At 31.5% G+C, this 16801-nt stretch carries 17 protein-coding genes; 16 read left to right on the forward strand and 1 reads right to left on the reverse strand.

What is annotated here, in order from left to right; all coding sequences use genetic code 11:
• Positions 1–493 precede the first annotated feature (493 nt).
• The 15 genes from pheS (at position 494) to O3884_RS08475 (ending at position 14134) form a co-directional block, all read left to right on the forward strand.
• Positions 494–1516 (forward strand): phenylalanine--tRNA ligase subunit alpha, encoded by a 1023-nt coding sequence (gene pheS, locus O3884_RS08405; RefSeq protein WP_294683408.1) that lies wholly within the window; start codon positions 494–496, stop codon positions 1514–1516.
• Between the two features lie 12 nt (positions 1517–1528).
• Positions 1529–3922, forward strand: coding sequence for a phenylalanine--tRNA ligase subunit beta (gene pheT / locus O3884_RS08410; RefSeq protein WP_371452899.1), 2394 nt, complete (start codon positions 1529–1531; stop codon positions 3920–3922).
• Positions 3923–3929: 7 nt separating this feature from the next.
• On the forward strand, positions 3930–4553 hold the full coding sequence (plsY, locus tag O3884_RS08415) for a glycerol-3-phosphate 1-O-acyltransferase PlsY (RefSeq protein WP_371452901.1): 624 nt from the start codon (positions 3930–3932) through the stop codon (positions 4551–4553).
• Positions 4537–5388, forward strand: coding sequence for a bifunctional 5,10-methylenetetrahydrofolate dehydrogenase/5,10-methenyltetrahydrofolate cyclohydrolase (locus tag O3884_RS08420; protein ID WP_371452904.1), 852 nt, complete (start codon positions 4537–4539; stop codon positions 5386–5388). The genes plsY and O3884_RS08420 overlap by 17 nt, the downstream gene beginning before the upstream one ends.
• Before the next feature lie 181 nt (positions 5389–5569).
• Complete coding sequence (gene secE, locus O3884_RS08425) at positions 5570–5743, forward strand: preprotein translocase subunit SecE (RefSeq protein WP_003145602.1); 174 nt, start codon at positions 5570–5572, stop codon at positions 5741–5743.
• Positions 5744–5754: 11 nt separating this feature from the next.
• On the forward strand, positions 5755–6300 hold the full coding sequence (gene nusG / locus O3884_RS08430; RefSeq protein WP_003144927.1) for a transcription termination/antitermination protein NusG: 546 nt from the start codon (positions 5755–5757) through the stop codon (positions 6298–6300).
• Between the two features lie 37 nt (positions 6301–6337).
• Positions 6338–7195 (forward strand): DegV family protein, encoded by an 858-nt coding sequence (locus O3884_RS08435; protein WP_371452906.1) that lies wholly within the window; start codon positions 6338–6340, stop codon positions 7193–7195.
• 21 nt (positions 7196–7216) lie between these two features.
• A complete protein-coding gene (gloA, locus tag O3884_RS08440; protein ID WP_294683412.1) occupies positions 7217–7600 on the forward strand; it encodes a lactoylglutathione lyase in 384 nt (127 codons plus the stop codon).
• Positions 7601–7734: 134 nt separating this feature from the next.
• Positions 7735–8199 carry a ribosome maturation factor RimP gene (rimP, locus tag O3884_RS08445; protein ID WP_003145277.1) on the forward strand — a complete coding sequence of 155 codons (465 nt, stop codon included), beginning with the start codon at positions 7735–7737 and terminating at the stop codon, positions 8197–8199.
• 20 nt (positions 8200–8219) lie between these two features.
• Positions 8220–9251, forward strand: a complete 1032-nt coding sequence (gene nusA, locus O3884_RS08450) for a transcription termination factor NusA (RefSeq protein WP_274459157.1) — start codon at positions 8220–8222, stop codon at positions 9249–9251.
• 13 nt (positions 9252–9264) lie between these two features.
• The gene (gene rnpM, locus O3884_RS08455; protein WP_003145486.1) at positions 9265–9552 is read left to right on the forward strand and encodes an RNase P modulator RnpM; all 288 of its coding nucleotides are present in this window, start codon (positions 9265–9267) and stop codon (positions 9550–9552) included.
• Positions 9552–9863 (forward strand): L7Ae/L30e/S12e/Gadd45 family ribosomal protein, encoded by a 312-nt coding sequence (locus O3884_RS08460; RefSeq protein WP_294683413.1) that lies wholly within the window; start codon positions 9552–9554, stop codon positions 9861–9863. Before rnpM ends, O3884_RS08460 begins: the two co-directional genes overlap by 1 nt.
• Positions 9863–11917: a translation initiation factor IF-2 gene (gene infB / locus O3884_RS08465; RefSeq protein WP_294683414.1), complete on the forward strand. Its 2055-nt coding sequence runs from the start codon at positions 9863–9865 to the stop codon at positions 11915–11917. Before O3884_RS08460 ends, infB begins: the two co-directional genes overlap by 1 nt.
• Positions 11918–11929: 12 nt before the next feature.
• Entirely contained in the window at positions 11930–12289 is a 360-nt protein-coding gene (gene rbfA, locus O3884_RS08470; RefSeq protein WP_294683415.1) for a 30S ribosome-binding factor RbfA, read from the forward strand.
• 246 nt (positions 12290–12535) lie between these two features.
• Positions 12536–14134: an ABC-F family ATP-binding cassette domain-containing protein gene (locus O3884_RS08475; RefSeq protein WP_294683416.1), complete on the forward strand. Its 1599-nt coding sequence runs from the start codon at positions 12536–12538 to the stop codon at positions 14132–14134.
• 51 nt (positions 14135–14185) lie between these two features.
• On the opposite strand, the gene O3884_RS08480 is transcribed toward O3884_RS08475, so the two are convergent.
• Positions 14186–14653, reverse strand: a complete 468-nt coding sequence (locus O3884_RS08480) for a GAF domain-containing protein (RefSeq protein WP_294682812.1) — start codon at positions 14651–14653, stop codon at positions 14186–14188.
• A gap of 318 nt (positions 14654–14971) precedes the next feature.
• Here O3884_RS08480 and O3884_RS08485 point away from each other — a divergent pair, with 318 nt between their 5' ends.
• Entirely contained in the window at positions 14972–16666 is a 1695-nt protein-coding gene (locus O3884_RS08485; protein WP_003145160.1) for a septation ring formation regulator EzrA, read from the forward strand.
• The last annotated feature ends 135 nt before the right edge of the window (positions 16667–16801 follow it).

A 16801-nucleotide genomic window follows, 5' to 3' on the forward strand; every position in this document is an offset into this window, starting at 1 on the left:
ATTTTTTGGTCTAACTTTTTGGGGTCGGTACAGAAATCGGAAGTCTTTATTTATGATAAGTAAGTTTTTGCAATAAATATTATTATAATTTTGTAGAGATGAAAATACAAAAACAGGAAGAAATTTATTATTCAAATAGCCTTATCTGTTGACATTCGGGAGCATTTGTATTATTATTTTAAGTATAAATTTTTCAAAAAACGATGATTAAGACGGTATATTGGATGTTTTTAACAGGGAGCAACTCCGTGACTGAAAGAGTTGTATGAACTGAGAATATATTTTCAGCTTATGAGTAATTGTATAAGTAGACTATGAGTACAATCGGGTGGTACCCGTTATCAACTATGTTAAGGAAGCGAAGATGCTTTAAAATACGGGTGGTACCACGATATATTCGTCCCTTGAGACTAAGTCTTGAGGGGCTTTTTATTTTGGATAAATAATAGAACTTATAGCAATGTCTTTATATTAAATTTTTAAGGAGGAACTTATGACTTTAGAGAATATAAGAAAAGAATATTTAGAATTAGTTAAAACAATTAAAGATGAAAAAAAACTTTATGACCTAAGAGTTAAATTTTTAGGAAAAAAAGGTGCACTAACAGAAGTTATGAAAGGTGCACGTGATTTATCACCAGAAGAAAGACCTACATTCGGGAAACTTGTTAATGAGGTTAAAACTTTCATTAATGATAGTTTAGAAGAGAAAAAAGCTGAATTAGCTAAAGCAGCATTAGAGTTAAAATTAGCTAGTGAGGATATTGATGTTACTCTGCCTAGTAAAAAAGTTGAATTAGGTGGAATTAATCCATTAAATAAAATTATTGAAGAGATTGAAGAAATCTTTATCTCTATGGGATATTCAGTTGCTGAAGGACCTGAGGTAGAAACTGATAAATTTAACTTTGAAATGTTAAACTTACCTAAAGATCACCCTGCTCGTGATATGCAAGACTCATTCTATATTACGAATGAATTATTAATGAGAACACAAACTTCTCCTGTTCAAGCTCGTGAAATGTTAAAAGCTAATGGAGAAGGGCCTATCAAGATTATTTGTCCTGGTAAAGTATTCCGTCGTGATAATGATGATGCTACTCACTCTCACCAATTTACTCAAATTGAAGGATTAGTTGTAGATAAAAATATCACATTTAGTGATTTAAAAGGTACTTTAGAGCACTTTATTAAAGCTGTATTCGGAGAAAATAAAAAAATCCGTCTACGTCCAAGTTTCTTCCCATTTACTGAGCCTTCAGTAGAGGTTGATGTATCTTGGGGTAATGAAGATGATGAAGAAAACATTAAATGGCTTGAAATTTTAGGAGCTGGTATGGTTCACCCTAACGTTCTTAAAATGGCTGGTTTTGATCCAGAGGTATACTCTGGGTTTGCGTTTGGTATGGGACCAGAACGTGTTGCAATGTTAAAATATGGTATTAGCGATATTAGAAGTTTCTACACAAATGACGTAAGATTCTTACAACAATTTAATAGTGATAGAAACGATTAATAGGAGGTAGTAATGTTAGTAAGTTATAATTGGTTAAAACAATATACGAATGTTGAAGCTAATGCAAATGCATTAGCTGAAAAAATCACACGTGGTGGTATTGAAGTCGAAGGTGTTGAATATTTAGCAGATGAAATATCTAACGTCGTAGTTGGATATGTTGTATCTAAAGAAAAACACCCTGATGCTGAAAAATTAAATGTATGTCAAGTAAACGTTGGTGAAGAAGAAAACCTGCAAATTGTTTGTGGTGCACCAAATGTTGATGCTGGACAATATGTAATTGTTGCTAAAGTTGGAGCTAAATTACCAGGAATTAAAATTAAAAAAGCTAAACTTCGTGGTGTAGAATCACAAGGTATGATTTGTTCATTAGCTGAATTAGGATTAAGTAAGAGTGTAGTGCCTAAAAATTATCAAGAAGGTATATACGTATTTGAAACTGAACAAGAGTTAGGCTCTGATGTTGTTGAAGTACTTGGTTTAAATGATTACATCTTAGATTTATCAATTACACCTAACAGAGCGGATGCATTAAGTATGCGTGGTCTTACTTATGAATTAGGTGCTTTATACAATAACAAAGTTGACTTTAATGATGTAGAAAAAGAAGAAAATTACGAAGCTACTTCGTTACAAGTTGCTATCGAAAGTGATTCTTGTAGAAACTATGTAGGTCAAGTTGTGAAAAATGTTGAAGTAAAATCTTCACCATTATGGTTGCAAACAAGACTTATGAATTCTGGTATTCGTCCAATCAATAATATCGTAGATATTACAAACTACGTACTATTAGAATTTGGACAACCAATGCATGCATTTGATAAAGATCTAGTTGGAGATAAAATTGTAGTTCGTGACGCTAAAGAAGGCGAAGTTCTTGAAACTCTTGATGGAGAAGAGAGAAAATTACAAACAACAGACTTAGTTATTACTGATGGAACACGTGCTATTGCTCTTGGAGGAGTAATGGGTGGTAAAAACACAGAAGTAAGTGAAGAAACTAGAAATATTATTTTAGAATCTGCATATTTCAACCCAACATCAGTACGTCGTACTTCAGCTGCTCATGGATTAAGAAGTGATTCTTCTGCAAGATTTGAAAAAGGAATCGATCCTAATATGCAAAAAGCAGCTCTAGCTCGTGCAGTAGAATTAATTTTAGAATTGTGTCCAAATGCTGTAGTTGAAAGTTCTGTTGGAATAGTTAAAAAAGAAGAAGAAAAAGTTGTAGAAATTACTACTTCATATATTAACAACTACCTTGGAATTACATTATCTACTGAAGAAATCGTAGCTATTTTAGAAGGATTAAGTTTCACAGTAGAAGTAACAGGAGAAAACTTAGTAGTTAAAGTACCTACAAGAAGACCTGATATTTCAATTAAACAAGACTTAGTTGAAGAAGTTATTAGAATTTATGGATATGATAATCTAGCTTCAACATTACCAAAATTCTCTAAAACTACTAAAGGTGGATTAACTTATTCACAAAGAATGGTACGTGACCTGCGTGCAGTGTATGCTAGTTTAGGATTCAATGATACTATTAACTATTCATTAGTATCTGAAGAAGAAGCAACTCAATATACTTTAGAAGATCACCACAAAGTAAGATTATTAATGCCTATGACTGAAACTCACTCGACATTACGTCAAAGTTTAGTCCCAGGATTATTAAATACTGTTCAATACAACGTAGCTAGAAAACAAAAAGATTTAAAACTTCTTGAAATTGGACGCGTATTCTTCGGAAGTGGAGATGACAACATCCAACCAACGGAAACATTATATCTAAGTGCAGCGCTAACTGGAGAAGAAAGAGCAACTAAATGGCTTAAAGAAAGTAGCTCATTAGACTTCTTCGCAGCTAAAGGATACTTAGAAGTTGTATTCGAACGTTTAGGATTAGATGAAAAAGTGACTTATAAAAAATCTACTCTTGAAGGTATGCACCCAGGACGTTTCGCTGAGGTATATCTAGGTGAAAAACGTATTGGATTTATCGGAGAAGTTCATCCACAAGTTGCTGACAAACTTGGATTAAATACTACATATGTATTTGAAATTAATTTAGATGAGGTTATTTCAGAAAGTAAAGTTAAACCTAAGTATGAAGAGGTAACTAAATATCCTGAAATTACAAGAGATATCGCTATGTTAGTTGATGTTAAAGATGAATATCAAAATATCTATAATGTAATTGAATCAGTAAATAGTAAATTAATTACTAAAGTGGAGTTATTCGACTTATATGCTGGTGCTGAGTTATTAGTTGGTAAGAAATCACTAGCTTTAACTATTACATATAGTGATAAACAAAAAACTTTAACAGATGAAGAAGTAACAGCGGTACATGAAAAAGTACTTTCTGCACTTACAGAGTACGGAGCTATTATTAGGTAGGTAGTCTATGATTACACAAATAATATTATTTTGCGTTTTAGCATATGTAATTGGTTCGATACCTTTTGCATTAATAGTAGGGAAAGTATTTTACAATACTGATATTAGAACACTTGGAAGTGGAAATTTAGGTACAACAAATACTTTTAGATGTCTTGGGAAAAAGGCTGGTGTAACAGTATTTATATGTGATGTATCTAAAGGGATAATCGCTACATTTCTTCCAACATTGATGTTAGGAAGAGTAGACTTTTTATCGATATTTGGAGCATTTGCGATGATAGGACATGTTTTTCCTATCTTTGCAAACTTCAAAGGGGGAAAAGCTGTAGCTACGGGATCAGGAGTATTTATCTTCTTATATCCTATGTTAAGCTTATTACTTTTAGCTATATTCTTTTCAACGCTATTTTTAACAGGGTATGTTTCTTTAGGTAGTATACTTATTAGTTTGACCGCTATTGGATATCTTAGCTTGTTTGAAACTGGATTTGATAAGTGGGTCATGATAGTGATGTGTGTATTTGTTATTTATATGCACAAAAAGAATATAAAGAGATTAATAAATGGAACAGAAAACCAATCAAAATTGAAAATTGGAAAGGGAAAAAAGAATGACAAAAATCATTAGTGGAACACAACTTGCGAAAGAGTTGAGAGGAGAAATTAAAAACGAAGCAGCTGCTTTAAGAGAAAAAGGTGTTGAACCTACACTTGCAGTTGTTTTAGTAGGAGATAATAAAGCATCAAGAAGTTATGTCAATTCTAAACATAAAGCATGTATAGAGAATAATATAAATTCTATAAAAATTGAGTTACCAGAAGAGATCTCTACTGATGATTTATTAAATGAAATTGAAAAATTAAATAGTGATGATAAGGTTCATGGAATTTTAGTCCAATTACCATTACCAAAACACATAGATGCAGAAAAAGTTCTAAATGCTGTATCTCCATCAAAAGATGTAGATGGATTCCATCCTATAAATGTTGGAAAGTTAGTGATTGGAGAAGCTAAACTTATTCCTTGTACGCCATTAGGGATTTTAGAAATGATTAAATCAACAGGTGAGGAAATTTCTGGAAAACTTGCTCTAGTAATTGGAAGAAGTAATATTGTAGGTAAACCTATTTCGACATTATTACTTCAAAATAATGCAACTGTAATTACTGCTCATTCTAGAACTAAAGATTTAGAAGCGTTAATAGAACAAGCTGATATTATCGTAAGCTGTGTAGGTGTTGCACATTTCTTAAGTGGAAAAGAAAAAGTAAAACCAACTTGTACAATCATCGATGTTGGTAATAACTACAAAGATGGTAAGTTAGTTGGGGATGTAAATCTAGATGAGTTCATGGAGAAAGTTGCTTATATTTCTCCTGTACCTGGAGGTGTAGGGCCTTTAACAATCACAATGTTAATGAGAAATACATTAACGGCTACTTATGATTTACTACAAAAATAATTTCAAGAAAATCTAGATGTTTTTTGAGACTTTATTTAATTGAAATGTTTTTGATTTAATGATACAATAATGTATTGTACAAGAATGCAATATGTTTAAAGATATAGACTTATAAATTATACTATGTTATAATTTATAAAATGCAGAGAGTAAAGAAATTTATGTGGAGGATTGTTAATAAATGATTAGATTCTTGAAAAATGTAGCCACAGAAATGCGTAAAGTAAGTTGGCCAACTTTTAGTGAACTTGTTAGAAAAACACTAATTGTTATTGTTGTAGTTGGAATATTAATGTTATTTAGCTACGTAGTTGATTTAGGAATAACTGCTGGAATTAGACACTTCAGTAGATAAGAGAGGTTATTATGAGCGATACAGTAAGTAAAGAGTGGTATGTAATACATACGTATTCTGGATATGAAAACAAAGTAAAAGATAATATAGAAAAAAGAGTTGAGTCTCTTGGTATGGAAGACAAAATTTTCAGAATCGTTGTTCCAGAAGAAAAAGAGACAATCTTAACTCCAACAGGAAAGAAAAAAGAAGTTAATAGAAAAACATTCCCTGGATATGTACTAGTTGAGTTAGTAATGACAGATGATTCATGGTTTGTAGTAAGAAATACACCTGGAGTAACTGGATTTGTAGGATCACACGGTGGAGGTTCTAAACCTAGTCCATTATTACCAGAAGAAATTAACTTTATTTTACAACAAATGGGTCTATCAAATGTTGTAGATATTGATATTGAAGTTGGGGATTATGTTCGTGTTATCTCTGGTCCATTCGTTGATATGGAAGGTAAAGTTGTAAACCTTGATTTACATAACTATAAAGCAGATGTTATGATCGAGCTTATGGGTAGAGAAACTAAAGTGGAGCTTGAACTTTATAATATCGAAAAATTCTAAGAAAGGAAAAGCTATCTTTATGATAGTCGGATAGAATGTGGAAAAGATTGCAATAATTATGGATTCAACTGCATATTTATCAGAAGATTTGAAGAAAGAATTAGATATTCGTACTGTTTATTTAAATCTAATTATTGATAACAATTCTTATAAAGAAGTTATTGATATGCCACTTGATAAGTATCATGAATACTTAAGAAATCCAAACAATTCCTTCCCTACGACTTCTCAACCTGCTATAGGTGAGGTTGTATCTTGCTTAGAAAAACTAAAAGAAGAAGGGTATACTGATGTAATTGCTATTGCACTTTCAAGTGGAATTAGTGGTACATTCACGTCTTACTCTGTAGCTGGTCTTATGGTAGAAGGGTTGAATGTTCATCCGTTCGATTCTGAAGTCTCTTGTAGACCTGAAGGATATTATGCGATTAAGGCAGCTAAGTTAATTAAAGAAGGAAAAAATTCTAAAGAAATAATCTCAGCATTAAATGAGATGAAAAAAGTATCACATGCATATTTCATGGCTGATGATTTATCGCATCTACAACGTAGTGGACGTTTAAGTGGAGCACAGGCTGTAGTAGGAAGCTTACTTCAAGTTAAGCCGCTATTACATTTTGATAACAAAGTTATAGTTCCATTCCAAAAGATACGAACATATAAAAAAGTTGTAGCTAGAATTTATGAATTATTCGATGAGTTTTATAAACAGCACGAAGATGAACATATTACAATTTGTGTACTTCATGTTGATGCATTGGATAAAGCTGAAGAAATAAAAAAATATATTGAAGAAAATTATTCAAATGTAACTGTTGAAATTGATGGTATTAGTCCAGTAATTTCTACACACTTAGGAATAGGCGCAGTTGGATTTGGGTGGACAATATTATAAAAAAATTAAGAGGTGGAAAATATGGTACAAACAATGGCACACACTTGCTACCGAGTAGCAGATTTAAAAGAATCAGTTAAATTTTATACTGAAGCATTCGACTTCGTAGTAAGTCGTAAAAGAGATTTTCCTGAGTACAAGTTTACATTAGTATACTTAACTTTACCAGGTTCAAACTATGAGTTAGAATTAACTTATAACTACGATCACGGTGCATATGAACTTGGAGATGGATATGGCCACATAGCTATTTCTGTAGAAGATTTAGAAGGTCTATATGAAAAACACAAAGCGGCAGGATATGATGTAACAGAACTTAAAGGTTTACCAGGTTTCCCGCCGGGATATTACTTCATAAAAGATCCAGATGGATACAAAATTGAGGTAATTCGTACTAAAATGTAGTTATCATTTGATTTATTTATAATCATATGATATAATGTACATACATTGAAATAAATTACCGAAAGGGTGGTGAATTTTGAAAGGTTCTCCGCTCTTTTATATTGCAATTAAAACTTAAGAAAGAGGTGGACTGTATGAGTATTGTAGAAAAAGTTAAAGCAATAGCAACAAAACAAGCAGAAAATACGGAATTTTCTCTTTATGATGTAGAATATGTAAAAGAAGGAACTGAGTATTTCTTACGTATTTACTTCGATAAAGATGGTGGACTTACACTTGATGATTGTGTATTATTAAGTGAGAAACTAGCAGAAGAACTTGATAAAGAAGATTTCATTAGTGATAAATATTATTTAGAGGTATCTTCTCCAGGAATCGAAAGAGACTTAAGAGACCTAGAAGAAGTAACTAATTCTGTTGGGAAACATGTTTATATTAAAACATATGAAAAAATCGATAATCAAAAAGAATTTTATGGTGATATCTTAGCTGTTGAAGGCGAAGAAATTACTGTAGAATACAAAGATAAAGCGAGAGTTAAAAAATCAACAATTAACTATAGTAAAATCGCTAAAATTAGATTAGCTGTTAAATTTTAATTATTAAAGGAGAAAGAAAGATGAGCAAGGATTTGCTTAAAGCTATTAAATTAATTGAACAAGAAAAAGGTATTGCAGAAGATATTCTAGTAGAAGCTATTGAATTAGCTTTACTGTCAGCTTATAAAAAGAATTTTAACGCTGCAAAAAATGTAAGAGTAGATTTTAATAGAACAACTGGTGATTACAAATTTATCATTAGAAAAGATGTTGTTGAAGAAGTTTACGACGATAGAATTGAATTTGCTCTTGAAGACGCATTAAAAATTAATCCAGCATATGAAGTTGGAGATATTTATGAAGTAGTTGATTTACCAAGTGACTTTGGACGTGTTGGAGCACAAGCTGCTAAGCAAGCTTTATTACAAAGACTTCGTGAAGCTGAAAAAGAAATCCTTTATAAAGAATATATCGAACATGAAGGTGAAATTCTTTCAGGTACAATAGATAGAATTGATTCTAGATATGTTTATGTTAAATTAGGTAAAATCGAAGCAATTTTAGGCGAAAATGAAAGAGTTAAAGGTGAAACTTATGTTCCACAAACTCCAATTAAAGTTTACATCGCGAAAGTTGATAATCCAACTCGTGGAAGTAAGCCACACGTATTAGCTTCAAGATCACACCCTGAATTTATCAGAAGATTATTTGAAATTGAAGTTCCAGAAATTTACAGTGGTACTGTAGAAATTAAGAGTGTATCACGTGAAGCAGGTGAAAGAACTAAATTAGCTGTGTTTGCTGAAGATAAAAACATTGATCCTGTAGGTGCTTGTGTTGGTAACAAAGGTGAGCGTGTTAATCGTATCGTTGAAGAACTAAATGGTGAGAAAATTGATATTATTACTTGGGATGCTGATCCAGTTAAATTTATTACAAATGCATTAGCTCCTGCTAAAGTAGAAGAAATCAATATAGATGAAGAAGAGAAAATTGCTAATGTTAAAGTTAAAGATGACCAACTTTCTCTAGCAATTGGTAAAAAAGGACAAAACGTTCGTCTAGCGGCTAAATTAACAGGTTGGAAAATCGACATAAAAGCTGCAGAATAGTGAGGTGTTGTTTGTGAAAAAAAGAAAAATACCAACAAGAAAATGTATATTAACAAACGAAATGTTCGCTAAGAAAGATTTATTAAGAATCGTTAAGAACAAAGAAGGAGAAATTTCTGTAGATCCTACTGGAAAAAAAGCAGGACGTGGAGCTTATGTAGTAGCTGATTTAGAAGTTATTAAAGCTGCACAAGAAAAGAAACAATTAGAGAAGTTTTTCTCTGCATCACCAGAAGTTATGGAGCCTATCTATAATGAGGTAATTAGATTAATCTATAGAAAGTCAATTCCACAAAAATAATGATAAAAGCATATAATTTATTAGGTTTAATGCAAAGAGCAGGTAAACTTATTACAGGTGAAGATTTAATCACAAAAAATTTAAAAAATAATAAAATCAAATTGTTAGTTATTGCAGAAGATTGCGGTACCAATACGAAAAAGAAATTAACAGACAAGGCTAATTTTTATAATGTAAAATGTATCGAATTCTCTACTATTGAAAATATTAGTATCGCGATTGGAAGAGATAATCGTGTTGCTGTAGGAATAACTGATGATGGATTTATAAAAAAATTCAAACAATTATTAGAAGAAGGAGGAAAACAGTAATGAAAAAAGTCAGAATTTATGAGTACGCTAAAGAAGTAGGAAAACAATCAAAAGACCTTATTACAGTTTTAAAAGATGCTAATATTGAAGTATCTAATCACATGTCAATGTTAACAGAAGAGGGGTTAGCTAAGCTAGATAGTGTTTTCAAAAAACAAGAAAAAGCGGTACAAAACGATAAATCTTCAAATAATGAAGGTAAGAAAAATAAAAAGAAAAAAATTAAAAAAGAGAAAAACAGAAAAGCTCAAAAACAACAACCAGCAATTATTGAAGCTCCATCAGAAGAGACAATTTCAGAAGATACTATTTTAGTTAAAGATGGAATGACTGTAGGTGAGTTATCAGAAGTTCTAAGTATAGGTTCGACTGAACTTATTAAAAAATTATTTATGGAACTTAAAATTATGGCGAATATTAACCAGTCTCTTACTTTAGAGCAAATCGAGTTAATCGCTATGGATTACGGTAAAGAAATCCAAGAAGAAGTTGAAATCAATAAAGAAGACTTAGATCTTTACTTCGAAGTTGAAGATGCTGAAAAAGATCTTAAAGAGCGTGCGCCAATCGTAACTATTATGGGACACGTTGACCACGGTAAAACTACATTACTAGATACAATTAGAAATTCACGAGTAACAGCCGGTGAAGCAGGTGGGATTACACAACACATTGGTGCATACCAAGTACGTGCAAAAGATAAAAAGATTACATTCTTAGATACTCCAGGACACGCAGCCTTCACTACAATGCGTGCACGTGGAGCTAAAATTACTGACGTAACTATCTTAGTAGTTGCAGCTGATGATGGAGTAATGCCTCAAACAATCGAAGCTATTAACCACGCAAAAGCGGCTGAAGTACCAATTATCGTTGCCGTTAACAAAATGGATAAACCACAAGCTAACCCTGATAGAGTTATGAATGAGTTAGTAGAATATGGACTAATCTCAGAAGAGTGGGGTGGAGATACAATCTTCGTACCAATCTCAGCTCTTAAAGGTGAAGGTATTGATGAGTTATTAGAAAATATCTTATTAGTAACTGAAATGCAAGAATTAAAAGCTAATCCAAATCGTCTTGCTTTAGGTACGGTTATCGAGGCTAAACTTGATAAAGGTCGTGGAGCAGTAGCTACATTATTAGTACAAAATGGTAGCTTGAATGTTGGAGATCCACTTGTGGTAGGTAACACATTTGGACGTGTTCGTGCGATGATTAACGATCGTAGCAAAAATATCCAAACAGCTAAACCATCTACACCAGTAGAGATTACAGGTTTACAAGATGTTCCTAACGCTGGAGATCGTTTCGTAGTATTCGGTGATGAAAAAACAGCTCGTCAAATCGGGGAAAAACGTCAACAACAATATATTGAAACTACTCGTCAAGCAAATTCAGCTGTTTCGTTAGATACATTATTCGAACAAATGAAACAAGGTGAGATGAAAGACCTTAACATTATTATTAAAGCAGACGTTCAAGGTTCTGTTGAAGCTTTAGCTATGTCATTAGCTAAAATCGATGTTGAAGGTGTTAACGTACGTATTATCCATACTGGTGTAGGTGCGATTAACGAATCTGATATTACATTAGCAGTAGCATCTAACGCTGTAGTTATTGGATTTAACGTACGTCCTGATAATAATGCAAAACAAATGGCTCAAACTGAGCAAGTAGATATTCGTCTACACAGCATTATTTATAAAGTTATTGAAGAAATCGAAGCTGCGATGACAGGATTATTAGATCCAGAATTCGTTGAAAAAGTTATAGGTCTTGCAGAAGTACGTCAAGTATATAAAGTATCTAAAATTGGTACAATTGCTGGTGCTTATGTAACTGAAGGTAAAGTATCACGTGACGGTAAAGTACGTGTAATTCGTGATAGTGTAGTAATTTACGAAGGTGAAATTGACACATTAAGAAGATTTAAAGATGATGTTAAAGAAGTACAAAGCGGTTATGAATGTGGTATGACTGTTGAAAACTTTAATGATATTAAAGAAGGAGATGTCTTCGAAGTATACATCATGGAAGAAGTAAAAAAATAGGAGGCAAACTTTATGTCAGAACTAAGAGTTAACAGACTTGCAGAACAAATTAAAAAAGAAATTACTTATGTCTTAGCTACAAAAGTTAAGAATCATGATTTAGGATTTGTTACTGTAACAGAAGTTGCTTTGACAGGAGATTATTCTCAAGCAAAAGTTTTCTACACTGTTTTAGGTGGAGAACGTGAAAAAGAAAAAACAAAAGAAGCACTTAAGAAAATTAAAGGTTTCGTAAAAAGTGAAGTTGCTAAGAAAATTAAAATTAGAAAATTTCCGGAACTTATTTTCCAATATGACACTACAGCTGAATATGCATTACACATTGAAAGTTTAATCGCTAGTGTTAGTAAAAAGGAAAATAATGAAGAATAATTAGAATAAAAGAGCGACTTAATTACAGTGATGTCTTAATGTCACTTTGATTAAGTCGCCTCAATATGGTTATTTGCATTTTAAAATGAATTTGATGTGCTGATTCGATAAAATTGATTTTTTTGAATCGCCATATTGAATTATCCCTAATCAATAATTATATTTTCTAATTGTTTAAGTTTAAAGCTTTTAAGTATAAAGTAATATACAGAGTTTTATAGAATTAAAGAATTAAAGGAGAAAACAATGTTACAAGTAACAAATTTAGGTTTACGTTTTGCAGATAGAAAGCTATTTGAAGATGTAAATATAAAATTTACAAATGGTAACTGCTACGGTTTAATCGGAGCTAATGGAGCAGGTAAAACAACATTCTTAAAATTATTATCTGGTGAATTAGATTCACAACAAGGGCACGTTTCTTTAGGTAAGGGTGAACGTCTTGCAGTACTTCGTCAAAACCACTTCGCATACGAAGAAAACAGAGTTATCGATGTTGTAATGATGGGACATGAACGTCTTTGGGATGTTATGAACCGTAAAAATGAAATTTATATGAAAGATCCATTTACTGAAGAGGATGGAATCATTGCTGCTGAACTAGAAGGTGAGTTTGCGGAGATGGATGGTTGGACTGCAGAAAGTGATGCAGCACAACTTCTTGAAGGTCTAGGTATTCCTGTTGAATTTCATGAAATGCTTATGGGAGAACTTGATAATGCTATTAAGGTTAAGGTTCTTTTAGCTCAAGCATTATTTGGTAATCCAGATGTACTTCTTCTGGATGAGCCTACCAACGGTCTTGATATTAGTGCAATTAAGTGGTTAGAAGAGTTCTTAATTAACTTTGAGAACACAGTTATCGTAGTCAGCCACGACCGTCACTTCTTAAATAACATTTGTACTCACATTTGTGACTTAGACTTTGGTAAAATCCAACTTTACGTTGGTAACTATGACTTCTGGTATCAATCTAGTCAACTTGCTAGAAGAATGGCAGAAGACAACAACAAGAAAAAAGAAGAAAAAATTAAAGAATTACAAGAATTTATCGCGCGTTTCTCTGCGAACGCTTCTAAATCTAAACAAGCGACAAGTAGAAAGAAAATGCTTGATAAAATTACTCTTGATGATATTAAACCAAGTAGCCGTCGTTATCCATACGTTCGCTTTACACCAGATCGTGAAATCGGAAATGACTTACTTATTGTTGAAGGTGTAAGCAAAACTGTAGAAGGTAAAGAAGTATTAAGTAATGTTAGCTTCACTGTAAATCCTAATGATAAAGTTATCTTACTAGGGGATGAAGTTGCTAAAACTACATTACTAAAAATTCTTGCTGGAGAAATGGAACCAGATAGTGGTACAGTTAAATGGGGTATTACAACTTCTAGAAGTTATATGCCAAAAGATAACTCTGAGTACTTTGAAGGGTTAAAACTTTCATTAGTAGAATGGCTTCGTCAATATGCTTCTCCTGAAGAAGAAAGTGAAGCATACTTACGTTCATTCTTAGGAAGAATGTTATTCTCTGGTGAAGAAGCGCTTAAACGTGCTCACGTATTATCAGGGGGAGAAAAAATGCGTTGTATGTTATCTAAGATGATGTTATCTAAAGCTAACGTTATTCTTCTAGATGAGCCTACAAACCACCTTGACTTAGAATCTATTACAGCTGTCAATGAAGGTATTATTGCTTTCAAAGGTTCTGTATTCTTTACATCTCATGACTATGAGTTTATACAAACAATTGCGAATAGAGTAATTGAATTAACACCTGAAGGTGCAATTAACAAAGAGATGGACTACGAAAACTACCTAAGATTCAAAGGTATAATAGACTAATAAAAAATAAGGAGATATACTGCTTTGGTATATCTCCTTTTAGTATTGTTATTAAAAAATTACTTTCTCAAAAACTTGTTTAGTTACTTCGCTGAAAGCTTCTATTTCTTCTTTGGAAAATCTATCGAATTCTATTGAATCTATATCTAGTAACGCTACAACTTTATCATTTTGGATAATTGGAACTACTAATTCACTGTTAGTGTCACTATCACATGCTATGTGTCCTGGGAATTTGTGTACATCTTCAACATAAATAGTTTCTTTGGTTGTATAGCAATGTCCACATACACCTTTATTAAATGGTATGCGAGTACAAGCTACTTTTCCTTGGAATGGGCCTAAAACTAAGTTGTTGTTTTTTTCATCTAATAAATAGAAACCAACCCAGTTTGTATTTGGTAAGTACTCTTTGTATAGGGCTGATAGGTTTGATAAATTAGTAACTAAATTCTCTTCTCCTGATACTAAAGTAGTCGCTTGATTTATAAATAATTCTTTATTTTCTACTATGTTCATTAAAATACCTCTTTTAAAAGACTTTACTATATTTTCGCATAATAGTAACAAAAAATAAAGTGATAAGTATAATAGTTTTTAAATAATATTGTTTAGAAAGTTTAGAATGTAATTTATTTATTAATGATTATTTACTATGGTTAAAAAATAACAATAAATAAAAAATATTTAGTTATTTGCTAGATAAAAAAATATTGAAAAAAAATTAAAAAAGTGATTGAAACACTTTGTTTTTTGTGATAAAAATGGTATAATTTTGTTAGGTTATTGTATTAATAAACGTAAAAAATTAAATATAAAATTTCAGGGGGAAGATATATGACATATATATTTTTATTTGTGTGTATCCTTGTTCTTGGAGGAGTAGTTGCACTATTCGTCTTTAGAAATAGGAAAAAACAAGATTTATACCCTCTTTTAGTTATGAAAGATGAGCTAGAAAGAGAAACACTATCTGATGATTTGAAAAAAGTAAAAGCGCTGGAGATTGCTGGTAAAGCTGAAAAACTTTATGCTCAATGGGAAAGCGAATGGTACGAAATTCAAAGTATCGATATTGAAGAACTTGACAGAGATCTTTATAGTGCAGAAACTTATATTGATAAATTTAATTTCAAACGTGCTGATGAAGTAATTATGAACAGTGGTGAATTAATAGCAAATATTAAAGATAGAATCGCTGGAATAAGAAGAGAAATTAAAGAATTAACAGAAGTTGAACCTAGAAATAGAGAACTATATGAAGAAATCGTAGTTGAGTATAAAGAGCTTAATAGAGAACTATTAGCTAAGCGTCATCAATATGGAGCAGCCGCAGAACAATTTGAACAAAATATTAAAGAAATAGCTCCCCAACTTGATGATTTCAAACTTCTAACATCTACTGGTAAGTACATCGAAGCACAAGACAAAATTAATACTGTTAAGGGATTAATTGATAATCTTAAAGAAAGAATGGAAGTACTGCCTGATCTGTTAAAAGAAATTGAAAAAACTTGTCCAGCTCAAATTCAGTCATTAAGACTTAAAGTTGAGGAAATGGAGAAAAAAGGATTTAAACTTACTCACCTAGAAATTTCAAGTAAAATTGAAAGTATTGTTTGGCAATTAAGCGATGCTCGTGAAAAAGTTAAATCTGGAGATATTGATCTAATCGAAAACATTCTTGATGGTATTTATGATGTTATCGACGAAGTATCTAATGATCTTAAAAAAGAACTTGATTATAAAAAATACATTGAAGAAAACTATAGAGAAATAACTAATAAACTTGAATTACAAGATAAATTAAATGAAGCTCTATACAATAATATTCAAGAAATCAAAAATAGATACCAAATTTATCAAAAAGATGAAGAAATGGTTGCTAACTACTACGATGAGTTAAGTGATTTACTTGATGTTAAACATGATATTGATGTATATATTAATAATCAACCAAAACTAAACTATAAAGACTTAAAAGAAAAAGTAGAATTATTAGGTCAAGGATTAGAAAAAATTGAAGAAGACCAAACAAATTATTCTAGATACTTAACAAGTCTTCGTGAAGAAGAAGGTCACGCTCGTGAAAAACTTATCTTCATTAATCAAGAAAAAGAAGTTATTAAACGTAAATTAGATAACTCACGTGTTCCAGGATTCAGTGATAGATTTATCGTATTATATAAAGATGTAACTGATAGTTATAGATATGCGCTAGAGGAACTTAAAAAAGAACCTATCAATATCGATTTACTAAAACGTGCAGTTGCTGAAGCTGAAGAATCACTTGATATTTATGCATCAGAAGTAAATAACATTCTTACTGATATTGAATTAATTGAAAAACTTATTCGTTATGCGAACAGATACAGAAAAGATAACGTTGAATTCCACCAACAATTAACGGTTGCTGAGCAATATTATAGAGAGTATCGTTACAACAAAACTTTAGAAATTATTAGAAATTCTCTAGATAAAGTTGAGCCAGGTGCATACGAAAGAATTAGAAATTCAGTAAAACCTAGATAATATAAACACCCTAGTTTTAGAAATAAAACTAGGGTGTTTTTATGCAATAAAACTTTTTAAGAGTAATAAGTAAAAACCACTGTGACTATTTAATATTATAGTAACAGTGGTTTATTATATTTCTTATTACTTTCT

The organism is Gemella sp. 20925_1_85, from assembly GCF_041433735.1.
Classification (GTDB): Bacteria; Bacillota; Bacilli; order Staphylococcales; family Gemellaceae; genus Gemella.

What these genes read in the sequence shown, in the direction of transcription:
- pheT (WP_371452899.1), top strand. Translation starts at nt 1,529, where the DNA reads ATGTTAGTAAGTTATAATTGGTTAAAACAATATACGAATGTTGAAGCT.
- plsY (WP_371452901.1), top strand. Translation starts at nt 3,930, where the DNA reads ATGATTACACAAATAATATTATTTTGCGTTTTAGCATATGTAATTGGT.
- O3884_RS08420 (WP_371452904.1), top strand. Translation starts at nt 4,537, where the DNA reads ATGACAAAAATCATTAGTGGAACACAACTTGCGAAAGAGTTGAGAGGA.
- infB (WP_294683414.1), top strand. Translation starts at nt 9,863, where the DNA reads ATGAAAAAAGTCAGAATTTATGAGTACGCTAAAGAAGTAGGAAAACAA.
- rbfA (WP_294683415.1), top strand. Translation starts at nt 11,930, where the DNA reads ATGTCAGAACTAAGAGTTAACAGACTTGCAGAACAAATTAAAAAAGAA.
- nusG (WP_003144927.1), top strand. Translation starts at nt 5,755, where the DNA reads ATGAGCGATACAGTAAGTAAAGAGTGGTATGTAATACATACGTATTCT.
- O3884_RS08485 (WP_003145160.1), top strand. Translation starts at nt 14,972, where the DNA reads ATGACATATATATTTTTATTTGTGTGTATCCTTGTTCTTGGAGGAGTA.
- O3884_RS08475 (WP_294683416.1), top strand. Translation starts at nt 12,536, where the DNA reads ATGTTACAAGTAACAAATTTAGGTTTACGTTTTGCAGATAGAAAGCTA.
- O3884_RS08460 (WP_294683413.1), top strand. Translation starts at nt 9,552, where the DNA reads ATGATAAAAGCATATAATTTATTAGGTTTAATGCAAAGAGCAGGTAAA.
- secE (WP_003145602.1), top strand. Translation starts at nt 5,570, where the DNA reads ATGATTAGATTCTTGAAAAATGTAGCCACAGAAATGCGTAAAGTAAGT.
- nusA (WP_274459157.1), top strand. Translation starts at nt 8,220, where the DNA reads ATGAGCAAGGATTTGCTTAAAGCTATTAAATTAATTGAACAAGAAAAA.
- rimP (WP_003145277.1), top strand. Translation starts at nt 7,735, where the DNA reads ATGAGTATTGTAGAAAAAGTTAAAGCAATAGCAACAAAACAAGCAGAA.
- pheS (WP_294683408.1), top strand. Translation starts at nt 494, where the DNA reads ATGACTTTAGAGAATATAAGAAAAGAATATTTAGAATTAGTTAAAACA.
- O3884_RS08480 (WP_294682812.1), bottom strand. Translation starts at nt 14,653, where the DNA reads ATGAACATAGTAGAAAATAAAGAATTATTTATAAATCAAGCGACTACT.
- gloA (WP_294683412.1), top strand. Translation starts at nt 7,217, where the DNA reads ATGGTACAAACAATGGCACACACTTGCTACCGAGTAGCAGATTTAAAA.